Here is a 13,468-nt window from a genome sequence, read left to right on the forward strand (position 1 = left end):
TCTCGTGCATTGCCGCGGTCATGAGGCGCTGGGGATGGCGTCCTGGGTCCAGGTGGTCAGGTCGAGGCCGTCGGGGGCGGGGACGGGGTGACCTTCTGGACCCAGACGTACTGCGCGACTGCGGCGTTGGTGATCGTCGGGGGTCGGGTGGTCGGAGCGGGTGTGCGAGCCGCGGCTTTCGGTGCGGGCTGCCGCGGAGAGCAGGAGCACCTGGGCGGTGAGGGTGAGGGCGGCGTCCTCGAACGCGGTGATGCGTTGTGCCGCACCGGTATTCATCGCACCGCTGCTGTTCAGTGCCGAGAGCTCGATCGGCGCACCCGTCAATCGCTGCTTGGCAGTGGTCAACTCGGCACGCAAGCGACTTGCCGCACTGTGCGACATCGCATCTCGCAACCGCACGGCCGCCTCCGCCAGTCCGGCGGCATCGCGAACCACGGAGGCATGCAATGTCATCGACTGCTGCACCAAGGCTCGGGCCGCACGCGGGATGGTGTGGAAGGACACGTCGGTCACGTGTGCTTCCTCGCCGAGGCGTTCGGCAGCGGCCACCCCGGCCCGCTCACCGACCACCAGTCCCTCGAGCAGACTGTTCGAGGCCAGCCGGTTGGCACCGTGCAGCCCGGTACGCGCCACCTCGCCCGCGGCATACAGACCGGGCACCGCGGTCCGGCCGTGGGTGTCGGTCACCACCCCGCCGCATTGGTAGTGCGCGGCGGGTGCGACCGGAATGAGCTCGGTATGCGGGTCGATCCCGGCGGCCAGGCAGGATGCGGTGATCGTCGGGAACCGTTGCGGGAAGCTTTCGATCGCTCGGGCGTCGAGGTAGACGTGATCGGTGCCGAGGGCGCGCATCCGTGCGGCGATCGCACGCGACACCACATCGCGCGGTGCCAGATCACCACGCGGGTGCACACCCGCGGTCACCGAATTCCCTTCGGAATCGACCAGTGTCGCGCCTTCGCCGCGAACCGCCTCGCTGATCAACGGCCGTCGGCCGAGTCCGCCGGGGGTGTATAGCACCGTCGGATGGAACTGCACGAATTCGAGATCGGCCACCGTGGCGCCGGCCCAGAGCGCCAGCGCGATGCCGTCGGCGGTCGCACCCGGCGGATTCGTGCTCAGCGCGTACAGCTGACCGAGCCCGCCGGTGGCCAGCAGCACCGCCGGTGCGTGCACGACCCCGAACCCGTTCTCCGACACCGCGATCACACCCTGCACACCGGTGCGCCCGGTGACGACTTCGAGTGCCGCGGCACCGAACAGGACCGGCAACCCGGCCGCGTTCAGCGCGCGCTGCACCTCGGCGCCGGTGGCGTCGCCTCCGGCATGGATGATCCGTCGCGTGCTGTGACCGCCCTCGCGGGTGCGCGAGATCTGGCCGTCCCGAGCGAGATCGAAGACCGCACCCAGATCGGTCAGTGCGGCGACGGCGGCCTGACCGCCCTCGACGATCGAACGCACCGCCGTCTCGTCACACAGTCCGGCACCGGCCTCGACCGTGTCGCGCACATGCGATTCCACCGAATCCTCATGCGGCGCAACGACGGCGATACCGCCTTGGGCGTACTGGGTTGCGGTATCCGTCGGGCCGCCCTTGCTGAGGATGAGCACCCGCAGCCCGCGCAGCGATGCCGTCCGTGCCGCGGTCAACCCGGCGACGCCCCCGCCGATCACGACCAGATCGGCGGCGGCTTCCCAGTCGATCCGCGGCGCGCCGCTCATGCGCCTCGGCCCTTCTCGACCTGGTCGGCAGCAGAACCGCTACCGACCGCCCCGACGATCATTCCGCACCGCCACTCCGGACGAGCGCGCAAGTCGCGCTCCGTTCGCGGCCGTTCATTCGCCACCGCCCGGATTACCGATTTCGATCATGCGCCGCACCGAATTACGGGCCAGCGCGGCGGTTTCCAGGTCGACGTGCACCTCGTCGGTGTTCTCCACGAGCGAGCGCAGCAGCGCCGCCGGGGTGATCATCTTCATGTACTTGCAGGACGCACGATCGTTCACGGCCTGGAAGTCGATGCCGGGAGCGGCCTTGCGCAGCTGGTGCAGCATGCCGACCTCGGTGGCCACCAGGACCTGATTCGACTTCGCTGCCTTGGCGGCGTCGATCATCCCGCCGGTCGACAGAATGTGCACCCGGTCGGCCGGGAACGAGCCCTCGCCCGCGAGGTACAACGCCGAAGTGGCACAACCGCATTCGGGGTGCACGAACAGTTCGGCATCCGGGTGGGTGCGTGCCTGTTCGGTCAGCTCGTCGCCGTTGATCCCGGCGTGCACGTGGCATTCGCCCGCCCAGATGTGCATATTCTCGCGGCCGGTGACCCGCTTGACGTGCGCGCCGAGGAACTGATCCGGCAGGAACAGCACCTCGCGGTCGGGATCGATGGAGGCGACCACGTCGACGGCATTCGAGGAGGTGCAGCAGATATCGGTGAGCGCTTTCACCGCGGCGGTGGTATTCACGTACGAGACGACTACCGCATTCGGGAATTCGGCCTTCCAGGCCCGCAATTCGTCGGCGGTGATGGAATCGGCCAGCGAACAGCCCGCCCGCTGGTCCGGAATGAGCACGGTCTTCTCGGGGCTGAGGATCTTGGCCGTCTCGGCCATGAAGTGCACACCGCAGAACACAATGGTGTCCTCGGGGGCCTCGGCCGCGATGCGGGACAGCGCCAGCGAGTCACCGACATGGTCGGCAACGTCCTGGATCTCGGGCAACTGGTAGTTGTGCGCGAGAATCGTCGCGTTGCGCTCCCTGGCGAGGCGCTTGACCTCGGCCGCCCACTCCGGTGTGGCCTCGACACCGGAGAATCCGGTCGGACCGTCGACTACCTGTCCCATCAGCGGGGGCGCCAGCTTCACACCCATCGTCGCCATGATGGCTCCTCTCCTCGTGCGCTCGGCCCTTGTGCCTTTTCACATGCCAGCCGATTCGCACCAAACCAGGTTTTCGACTTATAATCGAAAACGTGGCCCATAGTAGCACCATCCACGAAACGCTCACCGCGGTGTTCCAGGTTCGGCGCTTCTCCGACGACATCACCGCAGGTAGTGGCCCTGCGCGCATGACAGATGAGCTGATTCGGCCATGTCCGCCCGGTCAGCGGACCGAACTCGCGGTGCTGCTGTGGGAGCGGGCACTCGACCCGCAGAAGGGCACTTGGTCGCTACCCGGCGGGCGGCTGCGCGACGACGAAGACCTCAATGTCTCGGCCCGTCGCCAGCTCGCCGAGAAGGTCGATGTGCGCGAGCTGGCACATCTCGAGCAGCTGGCGGTATTCAGTAATCCGGACCGCGTGCCCGCACCGCGGCGGATCGCCTCGGCCTATCTGGGGCTGGTGCCGCTGACCGCGGACCCGCAACTGCCCTCGGACACCACGTGGCATCCGGTTTCCCAGCTGCCGCGCATGTCGTTCGATCACGGCACGGTCGTCGAGCACGCGCGCACCCGGCTCGCCGCGAAGCTCTCCTACACCAATATCGCCTTCGCGCTGGCACCTGAGCGGTTCACCATGTCCACGCTGCGCGAAATCTACTGCGCCGCATTGGGTTACGAGGTCGACACGACGAATCTGCAGCGAGTTCTCACCCGCCGCAAGGTGATCACGCCGACCGGCGCGACCGCATCCCCCGGCCGGGCGGGTGGGCGCCCCGCGGCGGTCTATCGGTTCACCGACTCCGAAATCCGAGTCACCGACGAATTCGCCGCACTGCGCCCACCCACCTGACCTCCCGCGATCGCCTGCCCCACGAATGCCCCCTCCCGGTTCGGCGACCGCTCCCCCGAAGCGATCGCCGAGCTCGAAATGGACTGTGCCGTGGCCACTGCCGTAGGGGCCACGGCATCCGAGCGTGCCCTGGTCACCATCGACCAGGGCACTCCCCTTCTACTCGGACAGCCCGCCGGGCACCCCCAGGTGCCCGGAGCTCAACACGCACACCGGCCAGAGGCTCGGGAATGCCGACTCGGCCTCGATCCGTGTGACCGTCACCTCGCTCGGTTCGACGGCGGCTTGCGCCGTGCCGGAAGTCATACCGATCACCAACACGGCTCCCGCCACCGCGGATTTCCAGGACATTGCTCTGCCCCTCCGATTCACTGAATCCTTCCGGTGTCTCGCGGAGTCGATACCGAGATCCGGCTCTGCGGCTCGAACGAATCGAACAACTCAGACGGTAGGGATCAATCGCGTCGGGGGATATGGGGTGTTGGGCAGAGTCGCCGAATATGGCTGGTCACAGTCGGTTACGAGTTATCCGGACCGGAAGCCGGTCGCCTGTTCGTCGATTCCGGACCGATGGATACACGGCTTCATATAAATGAAAGCCCTGTGGCAGAACTACTTTCGGGTTGTATCGACGGCACGGCCGCAACCAGTTGCTCAACGGATGCAACGTCCTGGGCCACTGCCGTAATCGGACTCGAGGGGCAACATCCCCCGCCGCCGCGTCAACAACAGAAAACCCCGCCTCCGCATGCTTTCGCACGCGAAAACGGGGTCACTCGGGAACCTCAATCCCGCTCCCGCCCCTTATGCTTCGCCTTCCGCCGATACCGCCGCGCACTGGGAATCGGCTGCGCGGCACTGGACCGCCGCAACGCATCCCGCCGTCGCCACGCCACCAGATCCGCCCGCTCCGACTTCCCGACCTCCGGAACCAGCACCCCCAGCCCATGCCTGGTCAACACGTCCTCGCTCATCGCCACCTCCTTCCCATGCTCGGCTCGACCTTGTGCGCCAACGGTATCCGTGCCCCCAACGCCGCCACCACTGATTTTTCACCCGCACGGCAGTTCGTACGGGAGCTGCGGCGCGTGATCCCGCCACACATGGACCGAAAAGGTCAGAGTCCGTGATGTTTTGGGTCTGTGCGAGGTGTACGGCCTCGATCAAGAGTAGGCCGATGCGGCTAAACAACTGGCCGAACAGACGCCGGCGCGTTCGTGGTGGCGAAGCTATGGTGACGTCATCGCAGCGAAGTTCAATACGTACGTCGGGTTGGAAGGTGGCGCTAGCGAATTGGCGATCTTCCAGCCGCTGATCGTGCCTGGCATCCTTCAAACCGCTGATTACGCGAGAACCCTTGATAAGCAGTACTTTCCGAACGATTCGGATGACGCACTGGAACGTCGCGTAGCGCTCCGAATACAGCGGCAGCACAGCGTCACGCGCCAGCGTCAGCCGGTGCAGCTCTTGGTCATCCTGCATGAGAATGTGTTGCGTACCATCGTCGGCGGGCCGCGCGTAATGGCTGCCCAGTTGCGCCACATCGCGGACCTGAGCACCCGCGAAAACGTCCAGGTGCGAGTCCTGCCGTTCCGTGCAGGCTTTCCCACCGGCATCGTGGTGTCGCAGTTCATCATCATGACGTTCCCAAGGACAGCAGGGGCAAGCCGGTCGAGCCGACCATAGTGTTTGCCGAGAGCTTCACCGGAGACGTCTACCTTGAAGGCATGGACGACGTACGTAGGTGTCGTCAGACGTTCCGTAGCCTGCTGGCAGCGACGCTGGACGATCGCCCGAGCAGAGACCTTGTGAGAGAGATAGCAAGGGAGTATGAGCGTGAAAACTGACCTGGCCGGGGCGCAGTGGTTCAAGTCCAGCCACAGTTCCGGGGGGAGCGAATGCGTCGAGGTCGCCTTCCTCGACGGGGGCAGGGTCGGTCTGCGCGACTCCAAGAATCCGACCGGCCCGGCGCTGGTCCTCAATCCCGGTGAGTGGAACGCCTTCACCGCTGGCATGAACGATGGCGAATTCGAGCGCCCCTGAGAACACGACAGAGCCCGGCACCGTTGGATTTGGCGCCGGGCTTCTCATGTTCTAGGGAACACCAAAGGAACGGGCTTGCGGAACAAGCCCGTGACGCGTCAATAAAGCGTCCCCGGCAGGATTCGAATTCGGCGGGCACCTTGCGGCCTGCCTTCCAATCGCTGGTGCGCTGAACCGATGCGGCGCCCTTCTGTCCGGGTGCCCGCATCGACCGCATCCACGCCTCCGCGCCAGCCGCCACCCGACGCAGGGGGAATTGCCCGCGCAGCGCGGCGAATTGTTGCGCGAAAACGGTTCTCGGCGACGGTCGCAGACGCGATTCCATCTGTCCTCCTGCACTTCCGTTAGTGGGAGCGACACCCCCTGGCGTGCAATGAGATTAAGACGGATCGTGAGCGCGAGCCTTGATCAGGACATGCGAATACGCAGGTTGAACTGCTGGAAGAGAGTTCCGGACCGGATGGTCAGGCGGTCTTCATCTGGGGTTGTGGTGGCGGGGCGGCGGTGCGCTGTCCGACGCGCGTTACAGCCCAGAACACCAACTCCACCAACCAGAACAGCCACAGGAATGCCTGCACCGCGACGACCGGGATCGCAAGGAACAGTATCGAGGGGATCGCGACGAGCAGAAAGCGTGCGATATCACCGAGCGTGGCGCCGCGCAGTCCGCTCCCCAAACGCACTGCGGCCCACATCATCCACCGGCGCGGTACCGATACGCTGAACTCGTGCAGGCAGCGGCGGAACAGGCCGTCCGCGTCCGCGGTGCTCACCTCGTGCGAGCTCCGCAAATAGTCGTGCAGGATGGCGGCGCGGGTGTAGGCGCCGTAGCGGGGTATCAGCCAGACCAATGCCCGCGGCACCGACGCGAAGTCGGTGCGGAAGCCCGCTGGGATGACGAATTCCTGTGTGGCACCGTGATAGACGAGCGGCTCGACGACCCGCCAGAATTTCGCGTCGAGTTCTTCGACCACTGGTCCGCTACCGACGAACGCCATGATCCGTTCCTCTCTGAACGCACAGCGTGTCCCACAATTCTAGGCCGTTCTGGCACGTCTGTGCCGCCGCGCGGGCAACGGTTCGGATAACGTCAGCGCGCGCGATCCGAACCGGGTGGTCCGAAGCCGCCATACGGCACACCGTAGGGCACCGGCCCGCCGTTCGCAGCGTCACGATACGAATCGGCATTGTCGACGGACGCGAATCCGCTTGCCGCAGTGAAGTATGGCCGCGAATCGCCGAGCGGCCCGCTGAAGCCGGTACCGAGATCCTCTGTCGGACTGAGCGCAGCGAGGAACAGCACGACCAGCGAGGCGAGCAGCGGTTGCACGATCAGCGCCAGCCAACTTCCGACGTCCACCGGCAGCCGCACGATCTGGCCGACCGCGGGGTCGTATGGCATCGGATGCTGCCACTGCATGATCTGCTCGCCGACCTTCGACATCACGTAAGCGCCTGCGCCGGAACCGATCAGCAGCCCCAGTTGCAGCAGTGGTCCGCGCACGCGACGCCAACGCCATGCGCCGATCGCCGTCAGCACACCCAGCACCGCGCCGATGCAGACGAAGATCGCCAGCGCGTCGAACTGGTGCACGCTCTCCCCGGTCAGGGCCGCACCCTTGGCCGGTTCCGCGCCAGCGCGCGCCTTGACCACCAGATACTGCTCGGTGGGCGCGACGAAGGCCCACACCACGCCGCCGAGGACGCTGAGCAGTAACACACCGACCGCGATCAGCGCGGACGCCCGCAGCTCACGCCGCACGCCCGCCATCCCGGCCGATCCCGTCGGCGCGGTGACGACGTCGCCGTATTCGGCCATCACTAGCGGTGTTCCAGATTCTTCGAATCCAGCACGCCGTGCCGCGAGCACTTCGCCCACCAGCCGTCCGGGCTGACCTGCACGATCATGCGCCGGCCGCACTGCTCGCAGAAGCGCGGCGGCTCCAGTCCCAGTGCCGCGGCGGTCGGGACCGGATCGTCGAGCCCCGGCACGATGCGTTTGCCGGTGAACGGGTTGTAGCGCTCGTCCATATCCATGACAGTACTCACGGCGCCAGCCTCTTTCGTGACCGATTCAGAGTGTTTCGTTGAGCGCCTTGATCGGCATCTTCAGCTCACCGAGCAGATCCAGGTCCGCTTCGGCGGGCCGACCGAGGGTGGTCAGGTAGTTGCCGACGATGACAGCGTTGATACCGCCGAGGATGCCCTGCTTGGCGCCGAGGTCGCCGAGGGTGATCTCGCGACCGCCCGCGAAGCGCAGGATAGTGCGCGGCAGCGCGAGCCGGAATGCGGCGACGGCGCGCAGTGCGTCGGCGGCGGGCAGCACCTCGAGGTCGCCGAACGGGGTGCCGGGACGCGGGTTGAGGAAGTTCAGCGGCACCTCGTCCGGCTCGAGCTCGGCCAGATTCGCCGCGAATTCCGCACGCTGCTCCAGGGTTTCGCCCATGCCGAGGATGCCGCCGCAGCAGACCTCCATACCGGCCGCGCGCACCATGCGCAGGGTGTCCCAGCGCTCTTCCCAGGTGTGCGTGGTGACGACGTTCGGGAAGTGCGAACGGGAGGTCTCCAGGTTGTGGTTGTAGCGGTGCACGCCCATGGCGGCGAGCTGGTCGACCTGCTCCTGGGTGAGCATGCCGAGCGAACAGGCGACCTGGATGTCGACCTCGTTGCGGATGGCCTCGACACCGGCGGCGACCTGCGCCATCAGCCGCTCGTCCGGACCGCGCACGGCCGCGACGATGCAGAACTCGGTAGCACCGGTCTTCGCCGTCTGCTTGGCGGCTTCGACCAGGCTGGGGATATCGAGCCAGGCGGCGCGCACCGGCGACTGGAACAGGCCCGACTGCGAGCAGAAGTGGCAGTCCTCGGGGCAACCGCCGGTCTTGAGGCTGATGATGCCCTCGACCTCGACCTCGGGACCGCACCACTTCATGCGCACGTCGTGCGCGAGGGCGAGCAGTTCCTCCAGCCGGTCGTCGCCCAGCCGGAGCACCTCGAGGGTCTGCTCCTGCGTCAGGCCTTCGCCGCGCTCGAGCACCTGCTCGCGGGCGGTCGCCAGAATGTCGGTTTGGACGGGTGCCTGGGTCACTGCACGAATCCCTTCGTCCGGCCGAGGTGGCCGTGCAACTTGAACGGTGTTCAGGCTAGGGTAGCGGTAACAAGTGAGTCAAAGCACCTCGGGGAAGGAAACAGCGTGCAGCTGCACCGCGCGGACGTGGTCGACGGCGCCATCGCCATTCTCGACCAGTACGGTCTCGCCGACCTGACCATGCGCAGGCTCGCCGGTTCACTCCAGGTCCAGCCCGGTGCGCTGTACTGGCACTTCCCCAATAAGCAGGCCCTGCTCGGCGCGGTCGCCGACCGGATTCTGGCCCCGATGGAGGATCCGATCGAGGCCGAGGACTGGTCGGGCCAGATCACCGAATTGGCGCACCGGTTGCGTAGTTGCCTGCTCGCCTATCGCGACGGCGCCGAATTGGTCTCGGCGACCTATGCCTCCCGACTCACCACGAGCAAGGGGCGGGAACGGCTCGTGGGGGCCGCCATCCGGGGCGGGATGCCGCGGCCGGAAGCGGAACTCGCGGCATACACGCTGCTGTACTACGTGCTCGGACAAACCGTGGACGAACAGTCCAGAATGCAGATGGATTCGGCCGGTGCGCTCACCGATGACGCCTCACCGCTCAACGAAACCCCGGACGCGACAGCGCGTTTCGACTTCGGTCTGCAACTGTTCGTCGGCGGCGTGCGTCATCTGCTCGGCACCCGCGTACGCTGAATCCTTCGTCGGCGCACATGCCTGGAAGGAACGTCCAGATGCCTGATCCGGAGGTTGGAGAGTCACCCGAGGACGGGCGGGCGGTTTCGGCGGAGGAATGCGAAAGGCTGTGGGCGGCGTGGACGCCTGCCGAAGTCGCGCAGCGGTTGTCGGATGTCACGGTTCCGTGGTGCGTGACAGCGGGGTGGGCGCTGGATCTGTTCACCGGCGGCGGGGCTCGGGAACACAGCGACCTCGAAATCGGTGTCCCGCAAGGCAGATTCAGCGAGCTTATCGCTGCTTTTCCCAGTTTCGAGTGGGACGTTATCGGTGACCACCGAATCTGGCCGTTTCCGGCGAAGTCGGCAGACTTCCATCAGACCTGGCTACGCGAACCCGCGACCGGGCGCTATCGGCTCGATGTGTTTCGGGAACCGCACGTCGGTGATCGATGGGTGTGCCGCCGCGACCCATCGATCACCCTGCCCTACGAAGATCTGATTCGCCACACCAGCGAGGGCATTCCGTACGCGACTCCCGAAGTCGCGCTCCTGTTCAAGGCAAAGGCGCGCCGCGACAAGGACGAAGCCGACTTCCGGCGTGCGCTGCCCATGATGGACCGATCCCAAAGGTCTCGGCTGTCCGAATGGCTGTCGCGGGTGCACCCCGATCACCCATGGCTGGAAAGCATTTCGACCCACCAGGATTGACGGGTCAGACGGATACTGTCGCCTCCTCGAGGTCAACTGCCACGCCCGCCCTGCGCCCGGGCAGTGCTAGTGCGACTACCGCGCCCAACAGGGCGAGTGCCGCACCGACTTTGATCGCCGAGCCGAATCCGGCGGTGAATTCATCCACTGCACCGTATCCACCGGTTGCGGCGAAAACCGCTGCCGCGATGGCGATTCCGAAGACCCCGCCCAGCTCGCGCATCATGCTGTTGGCACCGGCCGCCTTGCCGAGCATCGCGTGTTCGACCGCACCGACCACCGAACTCTGTGCCGATGGCAGCACCATCGACGTGCCGACGCCGGAGACGATGAACGGAACGACGAAGGACCCGTAGGTCATCGCCGGGTCGGCGATCGCGGCGATCCAGAGCATGCCGCCCGCCATCAGGGCCAATCCGCTCACCATCAACGGCCGCTCCCCGATCCGGTCGGCCAGCGCACCGGCGACCGGCGCGCAGAAGAACAGCGTGAGCGTCCATGGCAGCAGCCGCAATCCGGCGCCGAGTGGGCCGTAGTGCAGGACCGCCTGCAGGAACTGCGCGTAGAAGAACACCTCACCGAACAGGGCGGCGAAGGTGAGGAATATGGCGGTATTTCCCGCCGCGAAACCGCGATTCACGAAAAGCCGCATCGGGAACATCGGTTCGCGGGTGCGCGCTTCCCAGACCGCGAAGGCGATCAGCAACGCGATCCCGCCGATCAGTGCGATCAGCACCTCCGAACTCGACCAGCCCGCGATATTGCCGCGCACCAAACCCCACACCACACCGAATGCGCCGCCGGTGACCAGTGCCAGTCCGGTGCCGTCCACGGCGGTATCGGGGCCGAACCCCTCCGGAACACGGACCGCCACCAGTGGCAGCGCCAGTAGCCCGATCGGCACGTTCAGCCAGAAGATCCATTGCCAGGACAACCCCTCCGCGACGGCCCCGCCGACCAGCGGACCACACGCGACGGCGAGACCGGTGATGCCCTGCAGCAGCCCCATGGCCATACCGCGCTTCTCCGGCGGAAACGCCGCGCTGACCAGCGCCAAAGCCAGACTCATGATCAATGCCGCGCCGATGCCCTGCACCACGCGGGCGGCGATGAGGGTCGCGACGGTGGTCGATATCGCGCAGGCCGCAGACGCGGCGATGAAGATGCCGAGCCCGACCATGAACATCCGCTTGCGTCCGAAGCGGTCGCCGAGCACCGCCGCGGTCATCAGCAAGACTGCGAAGCTGAGGTTATATCCGTTGACGGTCCATTCGAGCGTTTGCAGCGACGCCCCGAGGTCGTGCCGGATGGTACTGAGTGCGGTGGCGACGACCAGGGTGTCCAGTGCCGCCATCAGCGACGCGACCGCGCCGAGTACCAGCACCCAGCGCTGTGTCACCGCCGAAATGATTGGTGTGCTCACGGTGATCCTTCCTTTGGTTTCGGCGTGCCCGATGGTTCGAGCACGCACAGATACCGACCGACGACCGCCCGAAACTCATCGCACCGATGAGTTCTGGGCGGCACGGCGGTCGATATTTCAGAGGGACACCATTCGGGGCACCCGGAAGGACTGCACATGACCGACAGCGACGAATTCGCCGCCCGTACTGCGCCGTATCGGCGCGAACTGCTCGCCCACTGCTACCGGATGCTGGGTTCGGTCGATGATGCCGAGGATCTGGTGCAGGAGACGCTGCTGCGGGCCTGGCGCGGATACGGTGATTTCGAGGGGCGCGCTTCGATGCGGACCTGGCTGTATCGGATTGCCACCAATGCGTGTCTCAATGCGATCGAGCACCGACGTCGCGTGCTGCCCACCGGTTTATCCGAGCCCACCGCGGATCCCACCCGCCCGCTGAACTTCGCGCCGGAGATTCCTTGGCTGCAACCGATGCCGGATGTGCTCATCGCACCCGAGACCTCGGATCCGGCCGCCATCGTCACGGCGCGCGAGGGTATGCGGCTGGCATTGGTCGCCGCCTGGCAGCATCTGCCGCCGCGCCAGCGTGCGGTGTTGATACTGCGAGATGTGTTGCACTGGAAGGCCGCCGAGGTCGCCGAGCTGATCGGGGCCAGCGTGGCCGCGGTCAACAGCATGCTGCAGCGCGCACATGCGACGCTCGCGGAACTGGAGCCGGACACGCCGGTGGCCGAGCCGAGCGACCCCGAAATCCGCGCGCTGCTTGACCGCTATGCCGCCGCATTCGAAGCCGCCGATATGGATACGCTCGTCACGCTGTTGCGGTCGGACGCGGTGTGGGAGATGCCGCCGATCGAGGAGTGGTTCCGCGGCAATACCACGATCATCGAGCTCGTTCGGGCGAAGTGTCCGTATAGCGCGGGCGAGGTCCGGATGGTGCCGATCGCCGCGAACGGTCAGCCCGGATTCGCGTTCTACGTGCGCGGTCGGGCGCAATCGCTGCAGATCCTGACGGTGACCCCGACCGCGGTCGCCCATGTCGTCTCGTATCACGACAGCTCGATGTTCGCCGCGTTCGGACTGCCCACATCGTTGGTGGCGAATACCTCACCCGAGCCCGCACTGCCATGAGCGATGATCTGCTCGAGCGGGCGGTCGCGTATCTGCTGACGGTGCTGCCCGGCATCGGTTCCGATCTGTCAGCGCCCACACCGTGTCGGGGCTGGAATACGCGCATGCTGCTCGCGCATGTGGACGAGTCGATTGCCGCGTTGCGGGAAGGTTTGGCGGGTGGGCAGGTTCGGCTCACGCCGGGTGCACCGCTACCGAATTGTGCGGGGACGGCCCATATTCGAAGTCGAGCCGTGGCGCTGCTCGGTGACTGGGCGAATGAGCAGCCCGGGTCGGTGGTCGTCTTCGGTAGACAGGTGCCCGCCCGGGTGCTCGGGACTGTCGGTGCTCTCGAATTGACGGTCCATGCTTGGGATCTCGCCACCACCGATCGCGAAGCCCCGTCGATTCCGGAGCACCTCGCCCGCGAATTACTGTCGGTCGCACCGGAACTCGTCCCGATCGCGGACCGGTGGCCCCTGTTCGGTCCGCCGATCGAACCGCCGACCGCCGCCCCGGGCGACCGGCTGCTCGCCTACCTCGGCCGAGCTCGGCCGGTGTCGTGAGTACCCAAGCGCATCGATGCAGGCTTCGCAAACCCGGCGAGCACCTCGCTGAGGTGCAACCGATGCGCCACACAAGGTGTGCGCCATAAACGGGCCGAACGCGACCAGTGTTCTGAAGTACCGACCAC

Annotated in this window: 15 protein-coding genes and 1 pseudogene; 7 read left to right on the plus strand and 9 right to left on the minus strand. The window is 66.3% G+C overall.

Features of this window, described 5'->3' with window-relative positions:
• Positions 1-18 precede the first annotated feature (18 nt).
• Both ACFYOW_RS45955 and nadA read right to left on the minus strand, forming a co-directional pair.
• Entirely contained in the window at positions 19-1,722 is a 1,704-nt protein-coding gene (locus ACFYOW_RS45955) for an L-aspartate oxidase (protein ID WP_387297883.1), read from the minus strand.
• A 114-nt stretch (positions 1,723-1,836) separates the two neighbouring features.
• Complete coding sequence (gene nadA, locus ACFYOW_RS45960) at positions 1,837-2,880, minus strand: quinolinate synthase NadA (RefSeq protein ID WP_387297885.1); 1,044 nt, start codon at positions 2,878-2,880, stop codon at positions 1,837-1,839.
• Between the two features lie 92 nt (positions 2,881-2,972).
• On the opposite strand from nadA, the gene ACFYOW_RS45965 reads away from it, so the two are divergent.
• Complete coding sequence (locus ACFYOW_RS45965) at positions 2,973-3,731, plus strand: NUDIX domain-containing protein (protein ID WP_387297887.1); 759 nt, start codon at positions 2,973-2,975, stop codon at positions 3,729-3,731.
• 159 nt (positions 3,732-3,890) lie between these two features.
• Here ACFYOW_RS45965 and ACFYOW_RS45970 read toward each other — a convergent pair whose 3' ends face one another.
• A complete protein-coding gene (locus tag ACFYOW_RS45970; protein ID WP_387297889.1) occupies positions 3,891-4,082 on the minus strand; it encodes a hypothetical protein in 192 nt (63 codons plus the stop codon).
• Positions 4,083-4,516: 434 nt separating this feature from the next.
• Positions 4,517-4,705, minus strand: coding sequence for a hypothetical protein (locus ACFYOW_RS45975; RefSeq protein ID WP_387297891.1), 189 nt, complete (start codon positions 4,703-4,705; stop codon positions 4,517-4,519).
• A gap of 343 nt (positions 4,706-5,048) precedes the next feature.
• On the opposite strand from ACFYOW_RS45975, the pseudogene ACFYOW_RS45980 reads away from it, so the two are divergent.
• Both ACFYOW_RS45980 and ACFYOW_RS45985 read left to right on the plus strand, forming a co-directional pair.
• A pseudogene (locus ACFYOW_RS45980) lies at positions 5,049-5,578 on the plus strand (DUF5753 domain-containing protein).
• On the plus strand, positions 5,562-5,774 hold the full coding sequence (locus ACFYOW_RS45985; RefSeq protein WP_387297893.1) for a DUF397 domain-containing protein: 213 nt from the start codon (positions 5,562-5,564) through the stop codon (positions 5,772-5,774). The pseudogene ACFYOW_RS45980 and the gene ACFYOW_RS45985 overlap by 17 nt, the downstream one beginning before the upstream one ends.
• A gap of 464 nt (positions 5,775-6,238) precedes the next feature.
• Here the strand turns inward: ACFYOW_RS45985 and ACFYOW_RS45990 are convergent, their stop codons facing one another.
• The 4 genes from ACFYOW_RS45990 to bioB form a co-directional block, all read right to left on the minus strand.
• A complete protein-coding gene (locus tag ACFYOW_RS45990; RefSeq protein ID WP_387297895.1) occupies positions 6,239-6,772 on the minus strand; it encodes a DUF1353 domain-containing protein in 534 nt (177 codons plus the stop codon).
• 92 nt (positions 6,773-6,864) lie between these two features.
• Positions 6,865-7,593 carry a DUF2567 domain-containing protein gene (locus ACFYOW_RS45995; protein WP_387297897.1) on the minus strand — a complete coding sequence of 243 codons (729 nt, stop codon included), beginning with the start codon at positions 7,591-7,593 and terminating at the stop codon, positions 6,865-6,867.
• Positions 7,594-7,595: 2 nt separating this feature from the next.
• A complete protein-coding gene (locus tag ACFYOW_RS46000; protein ID WP_387297946.1) occupies positions 7,596-7,811 on the minus strand; it encodes a hypothetical protein in 216 nt (71 codons plus the stop codon).
• 37 nt (positions 7,812-7,848) lie between these two features.
• A complete protein-coding gene (gene bioB, locus ACFYOW_RS46005) occupies positions 7,849-8,862 on the minus strand; it encodes a biotin synthase BioB (RefSeq protein ID WP_063042115.1) in 1,014 nt (337 codons plus the stop codon).
• Between the two features lie 105 nt (positions 8,863-8,967).
• Between bioB and ACFYOW_RS46010 the strand changes: the two genes are divergently transcribed.
• Together ACFYOW_RS46010 and ACFYOW_RS46015 are read left to right on the plus strand one after the other, a co-directional pair.
• A complete protein-coding gene (locus ACFYOW_RS46010) occupies positions 8,968-9,552 on the plus strand; it encodes a TetR/AcrR family transcriptional regulator C-terminal domain-containing protein (RefSeq protein WP_387297899.1) in 585 nt (194 codons plus the stop codon).
• Positions 9,553-9,590: 38 nt separating this feature from the next.
• A complete protein-coding gene (locus tag ACFYOW_RS46015) occupies positions 9,591-10,241 on the plus strand; it encodes a nucleotidyltransferase domain-containing protein (RefSeq protein WP_387297901.1) in 651 nt (216 codons plus the stop codon).
• A 4-nt stretch (positions 10,242-10,245) separates the two neighbouring features.
• On the opposite strand, the gene ACFYOW_RS46020 is transcribed toward ACFYOW_RS46015, so the two are convergent.
• Entirely contained in the window at positions 10,246-11,664 is a 1,419-nt protein-coding gene (locus ACFYOW_RS46020) for a DHA2 family efflux MFS transporter permease subunit (protein ID WP_387297903.1), read from the minus strand.
• A gap of 156 nt (positions 11,665-11,820) precedes the next feature.
• On the opposite strand from ACFYOW_RS46020, the gene ACFYOW_RS46025 reads away from it, so the two are divergent.
• Entirely contained in the window at positions 11,821-12,795 is a 975-nt protein-coding gene (locus ACFYOW_RS46025; RefSeq protein WP_387297904.1) for a sigma-70 family RNA polymerase sigma factor, read from the plus strand.
• On the plus strand, positions 12,792-13,340 hold the full coding sequence (locus ACFYOW_RS46030; RefSeq protein WP_387297906.1) for a TIGR03086 family metal-binding protein: 549 nt from the start codon (positions 12,792-12,794) through the stop codon (positions 13,338-13,340). The genes ACFYOW_RS46025 and ACFYOW_RS46030 overlap by 4 nt, the downstream gene beginning before the upstream one ends.
• The last annotated feature ends 128 nt before the right edge of the window (positions 13,341-13,468 follow it).

It is taken from the genome of Nocardia sp. NPDC006982 (genome assembly GCF_042869435.1).
Lineage (GTDB): Bacteria > Actinomycetota > Actinomycetes > Mycobacteriales > Mycobacteriaceae > Nocardia.

What these genes read in the sequence shown, in the direction of transcription:
- ACFYOW_RS45955 (WP_387297883.1), bottom strand. Translation starts at nt 1,722, where the DNA reads ATGAGCGGCGCGCCGCGGATCGACTGGGAAGCCGCCGCCGATCTGGTC.
- nadA (WP_387297885.1), bottom strand. Translation starts at nt 2,880, where the DNA reads ATGGCGACGATGGGTGTGAAGCTGGCGCCCCCGCTGATGGGACAGGTA.
- ACFYOW_RS45970 (WP_387297889.1), bottom strand. Translation starts at nt 4,082, where the DNA reads ATGTCCTGGAAATCCGCGGTGGCGGGAGCCGTGTTGGTGATCGGTATG.
- ACFYOW_RS45975 (WP_387297891.1), bottom strand. Translation starts at nt 4,705, where the DNA reads ATGAGCGAGGACGTGTTGACCAGGCATGGGCTGGGGGTGCTGGTTCCG.
- ACFYOW_RS45985 (WP_387297893.1), top strand. Translation starts at nt 5,562, where the DNA reads ATGAGCGTGAAAACTGACCTGGCCGGGGCGCAGTGGTTCAAGTCCAGC.
- ACFYOW_RS45990 (WP_387297895.1), bottom strand. Translation starts at nt 6,772, where the DNA reads ATGGCGTTCGTCGGTAGCGGACCAGTGGTCGAAGAACTCGACGCGAAA.
- ACFYOW_RS45995 (WP_387297897.1), bottom strand. Translation starts at nt 7,593, where the DNA reads ATGGCCGAATACGGCGACGTCGTCACCGCGCCGACGGGATCGGCCGGG.
- ACFYOW_RS46000 (WP_387297946.1), bottom strand. Translation starts at nt 7,811, where the DNA reads ATGGATATGGACGAGCGCTACAACCCGTTCACCGGCAAACGCATCGTG.
- ACFYOW_RS46015 (WP_387297901.1), top strand. Translation starts at nt 9,591, where the DNA reads ATGCCTGATCCGGAGGTTGGAGAGTCACCCGAGGACGGGCGGGCGGTT.
- ACFYOW_RS46025 (WP_387297904.1), top strand. Translation starts at nt 11,821, where the DNA reads ATGACCGACAGCGACGAATTCGCCGCCCGTACTGCGCCGTATCGGCGC.
- ACFYOW_RS46030 (WP_387297906.1), top strand. Translation starts at nt 12,792, where the DNA reads ATGAGCGATGATCTGCTCGAGCGGGCGGTCGCGTATCTGCTGACGGTG.